This is a genomic window from Streptomyces sp. NPDC024698 (genome assembly GCF_055559015.1).
Genome location: NZ_JBVHLK010000025.1, coordinates 1 through 12874, shown reverse-complemented (window position 1 = coordinate 12874; position 12874 = coordinate 1). Strand labels below are relative to the sequence as shown.

Genomic DNA, 12874 nt, shown 5'->3' with positions numbered 1-12874 from the left:
TGCGGCTCAGGCGTCGATGATGACAGGGATGATGAGGGGCCTGCGGCGGTAGGTGCGAAACGCCCAGTTCGCCACGGCGCGGGCGATGAGCTGTTCGAGTTGGATCGCGTCCCCTACACCTTCGTCGGCGGCGGTGGCCAGGGTCTTCTCGATGACGGGGATGACCGACTCGAAGGTGGTGTCGTCATGGGCGAAGCCGCGGGCCAGGAAGTCGGGGGCTTCGGCGAGGGCGCCGGTGTCGGCGTCGACGATCGCCACCACCGTGACTACACCCTCTTCCCCAAGCGTGCGGCGGTCCTTGAGGGAGGCTTCGGTGACGCCGCCGACCTCCATCCCGTCCACGTAGACGTAGCCTGCGGGGACCTTCCCGGTGATGGACGCGCGGCCGTCGACGAGGTCGACGACGACGCCGTCCTCGGCGATGACGACCCGGTCCGGGTCGACACCGGTACGAATGGCGAGGTCGCCGTTGGCCTGCAGGTGGCGCCATTCGCCGTGCACAGGCATGACGTTGCGGGGTTTGACGATGTTGTAGCAGTAGACGAGTTCGCCGGCGCTGGCGTGCCCGGAGACGTGGACCTTGGCGTTGCCCTTGTGGACCACGTGGGCGCCCCACCGGGTAAGACCGTTGATGACGCGGTAGATGGCGCTCTCGTTGCCGGGGATGAGGGAGCTGGCGAGCAGGACGGTGTCGCCCTTGCCGATACGGATCTGGTGGTCGCGGTTGGCCATCCGTGACAGCGCGGCCATCGGTTCGCCCTGGGAGCCGGTGCACACCAGAGTGATCTTGTGGTCCGGGAGCTTCTCCAGCTCCTTCGTGCTCACGATCAGACCGGAGGGTACCTTCAGATAACCCAGGTCACGGGCGATTCCCATGTTGCGGACCATCGACCGGCCGACGAAGGCGACCTTGCGGCCGTGCTGGTGGGCGGCGTCCAGGACCTGTTGGATGCGGTGCACATGGCTGGCGAAGCTGGAGACGATGACCCGGCGCGGCGCGGTGCGCAGCACCTGCTCGATCGCCGGGTTCAGCTCACGCTCGGAGGTGGTGAAGCCGGGTACTTCGGCGTTGGTGGAGTCGGTGAGGAACAGGTCCACGCCCTCCTCGCCGAGGCGGGCGAAGGCACGCAGATCGGTGATGCGGTCGTCGAGAGGGAACTGGTCCATCTTGAAGTCGCCGGTGTGCAGCACCATCCCGGCGCCGGTGCGGATCGCGATCGCGAGGCCGTCCGGGATGGAGTGGTTGACCGCCACGAACTCGCAGTCGAAGGGCCCGAAGCTGCGCCGGTCGCCCTCCCGCACGCGCACCGTGCGCGGCCGGATGCCGTGTTCCTTGAGCTTGGCCTCCAGGAACGCCAGCGTCAGCTTGGAGGCGACGATGGGAATGTCGCACCGCTCGCGCAGCAGGTAGGGCACGCCGCCGATGTGGTCCTCGTGACCGTGCGTGAGGACCACGGCCACGATGTCGTCCAGCCGGTCCCGGATGGAGGTGAAGTCCGGAAGGATTACGTCTACGCCGGGCTGGGTCTCTTCGGGGAACAGTACGCCGCAGTCGACGATGAGCAGTTTGCCGGCGTGCTCGAAGACGGTCATGTTGCGGCCGATCTCGCCCAGGCCGCCCAGGGCGATGACCCGCAGCCCTCCTTCGGGAAGGGGCGGAGCGGTTTTCAACTCGGGGTGCGGATGACTCATGCCTGGACGTTACCCGGAGAGTGGAACGAGGTGATCCATTGCCTGGGCGATCTCTTCCTCCGGCCGGCGGATCGAACGGTGCCAGCAGCAGGCCAACGACCGCCTCACCAGCCGCCTGCGGCACCACCCAGGGCTTCCTCCGCGCGATCGGCGAAGCCCGCCTGATCACCCCGCTGCGGGCTACAAAACCGAACGCTCAGAAGGCGGCCCACCCTCCACCGCGATGCAGGAACTCGGCATAACGCTCCCACTGTGACGGGCCAGCCCTATACACGCACGACTGCCGGTGCTACCCGGTGTCTTCCAACCGGCGGTCGACCGGGGTCGGCGTAGTGAGCAGGCGCCCGGTGAACACAGCCGGTGGCGAGAGTGAGTAGACCCTCGTGCGGGCCATGGGCTTCGAAGACGGCGCCGGGGAGCGACGGGCTGCTTGTTGCTGGTCTTCCAGACCAGCTGTGGAGGCGCACTGGTGATGGACATGGCGGGCCGAGGAGCCTGAGGCGCCGGCACAAGTCGTCGACCCAATGGCCGCGCTCAAGGAGTCCGTGGCCAAGGCCCGCAAGTCCCGAGGCGAAGACGCAACCGTCCACGACCTGCCCAAGAAGAAGACCTCAGCCAAAAGGACGACGACCGCAAAAACGGCGAAGAAGCAGCCCGCCAAGAAAACAGCCAAGAATGACGACAGGACGAAAGCCACGACGCAGCGCCTGAACCTGCCCCGGCAACTACCCGGCTCTGCCCGGCCTTGAGGGTCTGGGTGCGGTCGCCGCCCGCGTAGTGGATGTACCTCCCCTGTGGCGTGGAGTCCGTAATGGCAGGGGGAGTTGGGTTCAGGCGACGGATTTACACGTCTGACCTGACGGCGGCGCCGGAGCCGGACCGGCGGGCCGTACCTGCACGGCAGGACCACGACGTCGAGGACGCCTGTGAGGTCGCCGGGCTCAGGGCTGGGTCTCGGCTTGGTGCTTTCTGATGGCCTGCCAGCGGCGTTCGTAGTCGTGTACGTGGTTGAGGATGTCCTCGTTGGTGATGGTCCGGTTGTACTGGGCGGTGATGCCGCGCCGGGCGCAGATCTGATGCCGTGCACCCCTGTGCGGTGAGGTGCTCTCGAGCCGGTGCTCTGCCCAGATCTGGTGGATGCGGAAGCGGAGCACTGATCTGTCCAGCCATACGCCATGGCGTGAACGGCCTGGTCCTCACCGATCCGTTCGGAGGGCTGGTTGTGGGCCCTGGTCCTGGCCCTGCGCGGCGAGCCGACTCCTTGGGCCCGAGACCTACCAGACGATGGCCGCGCTCGCTGATCCGGCCGTCGGAGCAGGCGCGCCGCGCGCCCAGGCGAAGTCGGCTACCTTGCCAGCCCGGAGCGGACCTGGACCCGGCTACGAGCACAAGGAAGCCCTCGACACCGTCCGCAACCGCTATGCCGTGATGCTCCCCATCGTGCGCCATACCCTTCTGTTTTTGCCCGACCGTTCCGATCTGTTCATATTCTTGTCGGCTGGTGCGGGTGGGCCGTCAGGGGCTAGGCCTGAGAATGCAGGTCGTGGACCAAGCCCCCGTACCCCTGGTGCCCGAGTCGGTTCCGGCGGATATCGCTGACTGGCTCTCCTCCGACGCGGAGCGCTGGCGTGCGCTGCGGCCCGGGCGCTGGGCGCATCCCATCCCCACGGGTCTGGCCTTGGTGCTCGCGAGCATGGCTGTCCTCCGGCTGGCCCCGGAGGACGCCTACTTCTGCTCAGGCCAAGGCTCGTGCACTCCCGACTGGCTCGCTACGGCCATGGGTGCGCTCGTCTACGCCATTGTCTACCGGGGCGTCAGACTGCTGCCTCTGGCCACCGCAGCGGTGCTCCCTCTGGTGGCCCTCTGGGCGCTCTTTGACCCGCGCACTCCCATTGCGGCGGGCATCAGCCTGACGGTCGCGGCCTGCTACGCGTGTCTCGGTTGTCTGCACAGGCTCACCGCCGCACGCCGTCAGCGTCGGCTGGCAGAGGAGGTCGCCGGCCGCGGGTGGCATCCACTGCCCGAAGGGCTGAGAACTCGCCTGGGCGACACGGGCGAGCGGCCCGGTTGTGGCATCGTGATGATCGCCGTCGCCGTCCTCGCCTTCGTTCTCGGGCCGCTCGGCGTCACCGAGTGGATCGACACCGAGACCTGGCGGCAGGCGCTGGCATTCTTCGGCACCATCATCGGCTCGCTGAGCCTGGCGTACTACGTCAGGGACCGACGGCGTGCCGCCGCGCTCCGCCAAGGGCCCGTGCCCGTGTTGCGTGTGCTCGTGCGCGAAGGGGGTGGGGGGAACGACCGGCGTACCTACGTCTTCGCGGCCGACGACATCGAAGGGCGCCGCCCGCTCCTGAGCTGCTACACCCGGGTCGTCCTCGGTGAGTCCCGCATTCCCGTGCACAACCGGCTGCGTGAGGCCGTGCTGTTCGGCCCGCCGCATCCCGGCGGCGGGCTCGTCCTCGTCTCGTCCGACGGACAGCAAGCACCCCGCCCGTGCACCGAATACGACATCGGACCGGCGCGTCAGGAGTATCCCGACAGCCGGCCCGAGACACCGGCCCCCGGCGTGGTGCCCTTGAGCTGGGGGCCAGGAACCGGGAGCAGATGGTGCGCCGTCCTCACCCAAGGCGCCCTGATGGCCTTTGTGGTGGGCGACCTGACCGTGATCGGCGGCATGTCGCTCGGGCAACGCGTGTTTCCTGCGTTTTTCATCCTCGGCAGCACCCTCTTGATCGCGACGCAGTTCAGCTGGCGCGTCACGGCGGACAGCGCGGGCCTGCGGGCTGTCGGGGTACGCCGGGTCCGGCACATACCCTGGGACGAGTTCAGCCAAGTTTGGCTGTGGGGCCGCGGATTCAGAATCGACCGGGTCGGCGAGGGCGCCCGCGGCGCGGAGATCTTTGGTGTGGTCGCCCCGGCTTGGCTCAGCCGTCGTTTCCGCCGCAGACCGGAGGCGCTGCGGGCGGTCGACGGTATCCGCGCCCTGCAAGCCGATCCCGCTCTGCGGCCGACCGGGCACAGTGCTCCCGCAGACAGGGGCCGGCCCGTGGGCGTTGCCCTGCTCGTCGTCAACGCGGCGCTGGCGCTTGCGCTGCTGCTGTTCGGCTGACCGCAGGAAGCCAGGCGGTTCATGCCCCACCGCGCCGGGGACGACCCACATCTGGATCAGGTGCACGTCCGAGCGGTCCGCGACATGCGAGCAGGCCAACCAGGACTTCGAAAAGACGGCGGGCCAGTTCCGGAAGCACAAGCAGCGGGAGTCCCGCGATGCCGAGTACTCCGACTCCGTAGACGCAAGTTGGGAGGTGGAGTCGACCAAGGTGAAGATCCTCAGCCTGATCGTGGCGCAGAATCCGGCCTGCTTCGGTGCCGGGACGCGTGCGGCAGCAGCGTATCTGTGCAGCAGCACCGAACTGAGGGCGAGCAGGATGCTGCCGCGTGCGAATTCGCCGCCGTCCCTTCTGAGTACTGCACGATCGCAGTCGGCTGACGTCGACATGCCCCTCCACAGCGTGGTAACGACTGTTACCATGCGGGTATGGCGAAGACACAACTGGGCGCACGGGTGGACGAGGACGTGGCGGAACTCGCGCGGAAGCGGGCCTCCGACCTGGGCCTGAGCATCGGCGACTACCTCGCTCGCCTGGTGCAGGACGACACCAGCGGCCTGCGCGCCCGCGCGGTGGACGCGGCCGCTCGTTTCCTGGCCGAGCACCAGAGCGTCTTCGACGACGCCGAGAACGCCCAGCAGACCACTCGGGGAGCGCACGCGGCCTGATGAACGTGCACATCGACGTTCCCTGGATCCTGCAGGTCGCCGAAGCCGCCGGAGCCGATGACCCGGCCCCCGACGACTACGGCGTGCCCGTCTCCGCGGTCGCCCGTCACCGCGCCGACGTGTTCGAGCAGCCCGTCTACGACGGCCCCTACGCCAAAGCCGCCGCCCTCGTCCACACCCTGGGCCGCTGTCATTGGCTGGAGCGCTCCAACATGGCCGTCGCCGCCGCCACCGGCGTCATGTACCTCGAAGCCGCCGGCATCCCCGTCAAACCCTCCCGCGAGGACGCCATCGCCCTCAAGGACCTCCTCCTGGACTCCACCTGCACCGCCGGGAAGATCGCCGCCCTGCTGCGCACCTGGCCCGCCACCACCTGACGCCCGCACCCCCGGCCCTCTGGACGGCATCCCCCTGTCCTCCGGCCTGCGGTCGAGCTAGGTCGGAAGGGCCCCGGCGAGCACCAGGGCCGCCGCCGCGGCGAAGACCCGCGGCTTTCGCCAGCCCGGTCCTGAAGCCTGGCGGTCCATCTCCCATGCGGACACCAGGAAGCCGCCAAAGCCCAGCGTGCTCTTGAGGAGCCAAACGGCAGTGTGCACTGGTCCTCCAGGGGGCCTGCGAACGGACGGGAAGGCTACCCCCGGTGGGGGCTGCGTGGACGAGCGGCCCCGGTCCACGCGGCGAGAGGTCGATTCCGAGACCTTGGGTGAAAGCCGCCAGCAGAGCCATCCTCGTCACAGATGAACCTGGCTTTGGCCACGAGAACAGACAGCGAATATCCACCACTTCGGGAGGTACCTGCTTCCGTCTCTGTTCGATTTTCATGACCTGGTCAGCACAGCTCCGGAGTGAGGCAGCCGCGATCCGGGGTGTCAGACCCTTCCGCCAGCATGCTGCCGTGACAGACACACGTGATCAGCGTCCCACCGAAGCCACTCTCGACTTCCTGCGCTCCGCGTTTTCGCCGGAATGGCGCGAGCCGGCGCTCGGACATGAAGCCGTCGCGGACTGGGAGCAGGAGAACCGGGTGGTTCTCCCGGAGCCGTACAGGACGTTCATCGCGGAGATCAGCAACGGGTCCGGCCTCGGCCCCGCCGGCGACGGCGGTCTCCAGCCGCTCGGCTGGCTGCCCGACCCATGGTCCGACCTTGGCCCATGACAGCCCGGCCAACCGTTCCCCCTGGAGGCAGCCTGGTCGTGGGAGGACGACGAGAGTGTCGCCCTCGAGGACCCGCGGATCGACGCCGCATTCAACAAGGGGTCCATCGTTCTCGGGTCCGAGGACGGGCAGTCGTTCTGGCTCCTGCTGACCGCTGGCCCCCGCCGCGGCGAGGTGTGGATGATCGCCGACGTCGGCGCCGTCCCGGCGCCCGGCGACCAGGCATGGGGCTTCGAGGAATGGGTGCAGCGCTGGCACACCGGCAACGACTGGTGGGACTGAATGCTCCGTACTGACCGGGCGCAGGTTACGGAGGGTTCGAATCCTGAGTGGCTCCCGAAGTGGTGGATATTCGCTGTCCGTTCTCATAGATAGAGCCGGTCCCGGCTGATCGCGTCGGCGCCCGCCTGCGTACGGCGCGCCCGGACGGGTCTGCGAGGATGTCCGGCGGCCGTCCGCACCGGGCACCGCAGCTGTGCGGGGCCGGGAATGCGCAGGCGGCGACAGGTGGACGAGGTCGGCCCCGGCGGGCGGGAGAGCGGAGTGGTGAGGGACGTGCCGCAGTACCCGGAGTACGTTGCCGCGGCGGTGTTCGCTGTGGGCGGCGTCGTCCATGCCGTGCTGGCGCCGCACCGGTTCTCCACCGCTGTCCTGTTCTGCCTCGCGGTGACGTCGGCCGGGCTCGGGGTGGCCGCCCGCGGTGCGGAGACTCACCCCACCGTCGTGACCGTGCTCGCCGTCGCCGCCCTGCTCATGACCCTCGCGCTGGGCCTGCTCCTGCTGGTCGACGGCATCGTCCTGCTCCGGCGATACGGACCGCAGCCGTCCCTGCTGGCCACCGTCGCCGCCGGCTGCGCGCTGCTGTCGGTGCTCGGCCTCGACGCGGTCGTCCAGACGGTCGGGGGCGAGGTGGCGGGTGCCCTCATGGTGGCGGTGAACGCGGCTGCCGGATACCTCAGCCTGCTCTTCCTCGCCTTCACCGTCTACGTGTTCGTCCGTGGCCGCAGCACCCCGCCGCCGGGGACCACCCATGTCGTCGTCCTGGGCGCCGGACTCAATGGCGACCGGCCCGGTCCGCTGCTGCGCCGCAGGCTGGAGCGGGCCCTCGCGTTCGACGCCGCCGGCGCACCGGACGCAGACGGTGTGGTGTTCGTCGTCTCGGGCGGCCAGGGCGGCGACGAGGTGCGCTCAGAGGCGGACGCGATGGCCGACTACCTGCGCGCACGCGGGGTGGCCGCCGACCGGATCGTGCGGGAGGACCGCTCCGTGAACACCGGGCAGAACCTCCGCTTCAGCGCGGCTCTCATGGACCGCACCGCTTCCGGGCACCGTGCCACGGTGGTCACCAGCGGCTTCCACGTCTACCGCACGGCCCTGCTGGCCCGTCGCGCCGGCGTCCTGGTCCACGTCGTGGGCGCGCCGACCTCTCCCGCGTACTGGCTCTCCGCGACCCTGCGTGAGTTCGCCGCCGTCCTGTGGCTGGACCGGCTGCCCCTGATCGGGCTCAGCCTGCTGCTGGCAGTGCCCGTGGCGACAGCGGTCTTCCAACGCTGAAGCACCCCTCGTACGTGGCGCCCCGGGCAGCAGGCGCGGGCGTGGCTTCGCCGGCAACCCGCGCCCGCGCCGAACACCCCATGTCGCTATGCCGCTGGTCTGGCGGCAGCGACAGTGGATGAAGGAGCTTCGCACCTTGGTTGTGGTGCGGAGCTCCGACGTTCGGGCTGGTCTACCTCAGCCCACGCCCTGGCCTACGCCGCCGTCGGCCACCGCTACACCCGCCGCCTCAACGCACCCCGTCGCCCCGCCTGGCAGACCGGACAAGTCCTCGGCATCACCAAAGCCATCCGCATCGGCGAACGCGACCTGTCGCAGAAGACCCTCTCCAACACGGCCCTGCGTACCGTGACCCGCTTCTGCCACACCGCCGATACGGACGTCGCCCGCCGTCACGTCCCGCGTCTGCGCGGCCTCGAAGACGCGAAACTGCACGCTCAACTCGCCAGCTACGTCGTGCCGTTCGCCCGCAAGGCCTGGATCGACCTGCAAAACCCCGACGACGGCGCGGTCCGCTTCGAACACGACCACTACCTGAAGATCTGGGCCCTCGCCCAGCCCAGGATTGACGCCGACTTCCTGCTCCTGGACGAAGCCCAGGACACCAACCCCGTCGTCGAACAGATCTTCCTCGCTCAACGCGACCACGCCCAGCTCGTCATGGTCGGCGACTCCGCCCAGGCCATCTACGACTGGCGCGGCGCCAAAGACGTCATGACCGGCTTCGACGGCATCCAGCTCGCCCTCTCCCAGTCCTTCCGCTTCGGCCCCCACCTCGCTGCGGAAGCGAACCGGTGGCTGGCCATCGCCGACGCCCCGATCCGCCTCACCGGCACCGACACTGTGCCCACCGACCTGGGCCCTGTCACCCACCCCGACGCGGTGCTGTGCCGTACCAACGTCGGTGCCATGGCCCAGGCGATGAACCTCCTCGCCGCCGGCCAAAAGGTCGGACTGGTCGGCGGAGGCGACAGTCTGCGTGCCCTGGCACTGTCCGCCCAGGACCTCAAAGACGGCCGCCGCACCACCCACCTGGAACTCGTCCTCTTCGCCACCTGGGGAGAACTGCAGGACTACGCCTCCCACGACCCGGCGGGACGCGACCTGCAACCGCTGGTCGACCTCGTCGACACCCACGGCACCGAAACCATCCTCGACGCAGTAGCCCGGTTTGTTCCCGAACAAGCGGCCAACGTCACGGTCTCGACCGCCCGCAAAGCCAAAGGCCGCGAATGGGCCTGCGTGAGGATCGCCGACGACTTCACCCCGCCGAAGGACAGCGGCCAAACCGACGACAGCGGGCGGGCCATCCCCGACCCGATCGAAAACAGCGAAGCCCGCCTCGCCTACGTGGCCGTCACCCGCACCCGCACCCGCCGCTCGTCAGCGCTGGCGTCCCCGCGACGCTCAACTTCTCCGCCAGCTACAAGGCCGACGGCACCGTCAGCCAGTACTCCCAGCCTGCCGTCGGCGGCCTCCCCGCGGAGACCGTCTCCTACAAGTACAACGACACCGGTCAGCAGACGTCCGCAACCGGTACGACCGGCTATCTTCAGGGCGCCGTATTCTCACCCCAGGGCGACCTGACGCAGCTCGACCTGGGAATGAACGCAGGGGACACGGCCAAGAAGGTCTACCTCCACTGGGACTACGAGCGTGGCACCCGCCGTCTGACCCGCTCGTTCATCACCGATGACGTCCACAGCTACATGCCGCAGGACACCCGCTACACCCAGGACGACGCAGGCAACGTCACCTCCATCTCCGACGCCTCCACCCAGGGCGGCACCACCAAAACCGACAACCAGTGCTTCACCTACGACAGCAACAGCCGCATAACCGAAGCCTGGACCCCCAAGACCGCCGACTGCGCTGCCGCCGGCCGCACCACCACCAACATCGACGGCGCAGCCCCCTACTGGACCTCGTACACCTACACCACCGCCGGCCAGCGCAAAACCGAAACCAAACACACCACCACCGGTGACAGCACCACCACCTACCAGTACGACGCCACCACCGACACCAGGCCCCACACCCTCGACAACACCACCGGAGCCACGGCCGGCACCTACACCTACGACGCGGCCGGCAACACCACAGCACGCCCTGGCCCCAGCGCACAGCAGACCCTGCTCTGGAACGCCGAAGGCAAGCTGACCAAGACCACCGAGAAAACCAAAGAGACCAGCTACCTCTACGACGCCAACGGCGAACTCCTCATCCGCCGCGCCAAGGGAGACGGCGACACCGTCCTCTACCTCGGCGGCGCCGAAGTCCGGCTGACCGTCACAGGCACCACCAAGACCGTCACCGGAACGCGCTACTACACCGCCAACGGCCAGACGATCGCCGTCCGCACCGCCAAGTCCGGCACTTCCGGCACAAAGCCCACCTTCCTTGCCTCCGACCCCCACGGAACCGCAAGCCTCGCCTTCGACGCCACCACCTACGCCACCACCAAGCGCTACACGACACCGTTCGGCGCACCACGAGGTACCAAGGCCACCACCTGGCCCGACGACAAGGCATTCCTCGGGAAACCCGTAGACGAATCAACAAGCCTTACCCACATCGGAGCGCGCGAATACGACCCGGCCATCGGCCAGTTCATCAGCGTCGACCCGCTCCTCAGCCTTGACCAGCACCAGTCACTCAACGGCTACAGCTACGCCAACAACAACCCCGCGACTGTTTCCGACCCGACCGGGCTCACGATCGATGGTGCCGGAGACTGCGGCATGACGGGAACCTGCAACAACGAAGTAAAGCAGTGCCCGCCGTTCTGCAGCGCTGATGGCCAACCACACGGTCCTAGCACCGGCAATGGATCGACGAACAGGAATGCAGACGGCACTCCTGGTGGTGGAAGCGTTTGTCCTTGTGGAGGCGGAGGAACGTCCCACGCCGGTAGCGGCGGAAACGTATCCAATGTCGATTCGGGGACGGGCGTGACGTCAGGGCCGGAAGACGTGGAGCAGAATACCGGAGCCGGGACGAGCGGTCAGAGTCCTCCTGGAGGCAGCACCAACCCGGTAGGTAATGTGATCATGGGGTTGGTTTCCAATGTCCCTCATTTCGCCGAGTATTTCGGCGTACTGTTTGATGGCGACTGCTGGAACGGAGGAGCCGGCGCGCCTGGATGCGATTACGGAACCCAGTTTGACAATTGGGCGGCGAAGAATGGCTATGACGTATCCGGAGACGCATACTAAGTACCGACATTTCTGGCAGTCGTATTTTCGCACAGGCCGTCGGCGACGAGGCCGAAGAATTTTAATGTTCCCGGATGGAGAACAGTAAAAATCGACATGCCTCACATCATCAATAATCATACTGCGGGAGGGGAGGGGTATCGGCAGAGCGTGGAACAGGTTAAGAGGAACGGTGGGGTTCGTTACAAGGACAAGTACCATGACGACATGATGCCTGCGCAGATCGAATCAACTGTTCGTCAAGCTTATCGATATGCTGGACCTGCGCTGAAGGTGCAGGGCGATCGGGTCAGGATGAGGGGCATGAGTAACGGTCTGACCATCGAAATGTGGTTCAATAGAAATACGGGTGAGATCGAAACTGCCTACCCTGCGAGGCGTGGATGATGTTTCGCACACTTGTCGAGTTGGAGTCTCTGGAAAAGGCGAAATCCGGAGCCATTTGGGGAAATGTCTGGCATGAGCTGGAGGGTCAGTATTTTCCTCATCGAAGATGGAATGACATGATCGTGCCGTATGTAACTGCCCTGGCGCACGGGGTTTTTGAGGCCGTGCAGGGCAGGAAGGCTCACGTGGAATTCTTCGATGGCCCTTATTCGATCGAAATGCTGCCCGTGGCGCCACGAATTCAGATCGTGCTGAAGGGAGATCCCGGCTTCACTTCGAGCGAATTGGAGAAGGGTGACTTGGCGTCTGATGTGGCGAAGGCGGGGAAGCGCTTGCTCGACGCTTGCCAGCAGAGAGGCTGGGGTCTTGATGATGATGTTCGTCAGCTGAAGCTGATTCTGGAGAGGCGGCCCCAAGATCCCCCGAGCGGTGCATAGATGAATATCATGCTGGCCCGTCAAGGCGATTCGGTCATCTAGGTGAAATCGGGAATTTCCCCTGAATTGAAGGATGTCGAATGATACTGTCGGGATATTCGAGGTAGATTCGACGCCAGTCGCGACATCGAATGGTCAGAGGTGTGTCGACTGGCCCTGTCAGATTTCGATATGCAGGAGGATTTCCTGAAGGCCTGCCGAAATGATTTCGGCAGGCCTTCAGCTTGTTCTTTATCTAGGAGTGTCGAAATGTGCCTCGAACTAGGTTGCTCACCTGGGCATTTGCCAGACATGGCAACAGCCTTCGCTTGATCCTGTGCTCCGTCACAGAGATACGGGATCAACCGAAGGCTGTTGCCATGAGTGTGCTGCATCGCCGTGTCCGGCGGGAAGCGTTCGTGGAAGCGTCATGCTTCCGGGCCGACTTCTACGAGTGTTTGACCGCGCGGGGCGATGAACTGTTCGAACTGACCGACGCGGTGCTGTGTGTCGATGGGCCGGTTGTATCGCCGGTGGACCTGACGCTGGTGCCTGAGCATCGCCGTGGGCACGGAGCCATGTACGGAGCCCTCAACCGCGGCCGCATCGATGTTGAGCGGCTGCGAACTGCGCTGGCCGGGCTGCGGTTGCCCCGGTTCGAAGCGAGACGTCT

13 protein-coding genes and 2 pseudogenes are annotated in these 12874 nt (G+C 66.8%); 12 read left to right on the top strand and 3 right to left on the bottom strand.

Features of this window, described 5'->3' with window-relative positions; genetic code table 11:
* Window positions 1–6: 6 nt before the first annotated feature.
* On the bottom strand, window positions 7–1692 hold the full coding sequence (locus ACZ4AA_RS33570) for a ribonuclease J (protein WP_467611133.1): 1686 nt from the start codon (window positions 1690–1692) through the stop codon (window positions 7–9).
* 119 nt (window positions 1693–1811) lie between these two features.
* On the opposite strand from ACZ4AA_RS33570, the pseudogene ACZ4AA_RS33565 reads away from it, so the two are divergent.
* The 3 genes and pseudogenes from ACZ4AA_RS33565 to ACZ4AA_RS33555 form a co-directional block, all read left to right on the top strand.
* Window positions 1812–1874 (top strand): annotated as a pseudogene (locus ACZ4AA_RS33565) (MerR family transcriptional regulator); the annotation flags it as partial.
* Window positions 1871–1948 (top strand): annotated as a pseudogene (locus ACZ4AA_RS33560) (DUF6009 family protein); the annotation flags it as partial. The pseudogenes ACZ4AA_RS33565 and ACZ4AA_RS33560, both read left to right, overlap by 4 nt.
* 268 nt (window positions 1949–2216) lie before the next feature.
* The gene (locus ACZ4AA_RS33555) at window positions 2217–2441 is read left to right on the top strand and encodes a hypothetical protein (protein ID WP_467611131.1); all 225 of its coding nucleotides are present in this window, start codon (window positions 2217–2219) and stop codon (window positions 2439–2441) included.
* 192 nt (window positions 2442–2633) lie between these two features.
* Here ACZ4AA_RS33555 and ACZ4AA_RS33550 read toward each other — a convergent pair whose 3' ends face one another.
* Window positions 2634–2846, bottom strand: coding sequence for a hypothetical protein (locus tag ACZ4AA_RS33550; RefSeq protein ID WP_467611129.1), 213 nt, complete (start codon window positions 2844–2846; stop codon window positions 2634–2636).
* Between the two features lie 389 nt (window positions 2847–3235).
* On the opposite strand from ACZ4AA_RS33550, the gene ACZ4AA_RS33545 reads away from it, so the two are divergent.
* The 3 genes from ACZ4AA_RS33545 to ACZ4AA_RS33535 all read left to right on the top strand — a co-directional run bounded on the left by ACZ4AA_RS33545 (window position 3236) and on the right by ACZ4AA_RS33535 (window position 5850).
* A complete protein-coding gene (locus tag ACZ4AA_RS33545) occupies window positions 3236–4804 on the top strand; it encodes a hypothetical protein (protein WP_467611127.1) in 1569 nt (522 codons plus the stop codon).
* Between the two features lie 429 nt (window positions 4805–5233).
* A complete protein-coding gene (locus tag ACZ4AA_RS33540) occupies window positions 5234–5473 on the top strand; it encodes a hypothetical protein (RefSeq protein ID WP_467611125.1) in 240 nt (79 codons plus the stop codon).
* Window positions 5473–5850 (top strand): fic family toxin-antitoxin system, toxin component, encoded by a 378-nt coding sequence (locus ACZ4AA_RS33535; protein ID WP_467611123.1) that lies wholly within the window; start codon window positions 5473–5475, stop codon window positions 5848–5850. Before ACZ4AA_RS33540 ends, ACZ4AA_RS33535 begins: the two co-directional genes overlap by 1 nt.
* 57 nt (window positions 5851–5907) lie before the next feature.
* Here the strand turns inward: ACZ4AA_RS33535 and ACZ4AA_RS33530 are convergent, their stop codons facing one another.
* A complete protein-coding gene (locus ACZ4AA_RS33530) occupies window positions 5908–6069 on the bottom strand; it encodes a hypothetical protein (RefSeq protein WP_467611121.1) in 162 nt (53 codons plus the stop codon).
* A 299-nt stretch (window positions 6070–6368) separates the two neighbouring features.
* Between ACZ4AA_RS33530 and ACZ4AA_RS33525 the strand changes: the two genes are divergently transcribed.
* From ACZ4AA_RS33525 to ACZ4AA_RS33500, 6 genes are all read left to right on the top strand, one after another.
* The gene (locus ACZ4AA_RS33525) at window positions 6369–6629 is read left to right on the top strand and encodes a hypothetical protein (RefSeq protein WP_467611119.1); all 261 of its coding nucleotides are present in this window, start codon (window positions 6369–6371) and stop codon (window positions 6627–6629) included.
* Window positions 6630–7118: 489 nt separating this feature from the next.
* The gene (locus tag ACZ4AA_RS33520) at window positions 7119–8183 is read left to right on the top strand and encodes a YdcF family protein (RefSeq protein ID WP_467611117.1); all 1065 of its coding nucleotides are present in this window, start codon (window positions 7119–7121) and stop codon (window positions 8181–8183) included.
* A gap of 114 nt (window positions 8184–8297) precedes the next feature.
* Window positions 8298–9770 carry a UvrD-helicase domain-containing protein gene (locus ACZ4AA_RS33515; protein ID WP_467611115.1) on the top strand — a complete coding sequence of 491 codons (1473 nt, stop codon included), beginning with the start codon at window positions 8298–8300 and terminating at the stop codon, window positions 9768–9770.
* Window positions 9771–9787: 17 nt separating this feature from the next.
* Window positions 9788–11398 carry an RHS repeat-associated core domain-containing protein gene (locus ACZ4AA_RS33510; protein WP_467611113.1) on the top strand — a complete coding sequence of 537 codons (1611 nt, stop codon included), beginning with the start codon at window positions 9788–9790 and terminating at the stop codon, window positions 11396–11398.
* A gap of 407 nt (window positions 11399–11805) precedes the next feature.
* Window positions 11806–12222, top strand: coding sequence for a hypothetical protein (locus ACZ4AA_RS33505; RefSeq protein WP_467611111.1), 417 nt, complete (start codon window positions 11806–11808; stop codon window positions 12220–12222).
* A gap of 359 nt (window positions 12223–12581) precedes the next feature.
* A partial coding sequence (locus tag ACZ4AA_RS33500; RefSeq protein WP_467611109.1) for a transposase occupies window positions 12582–12874 on the top strand: 293 nt, incomplete at its 3' end.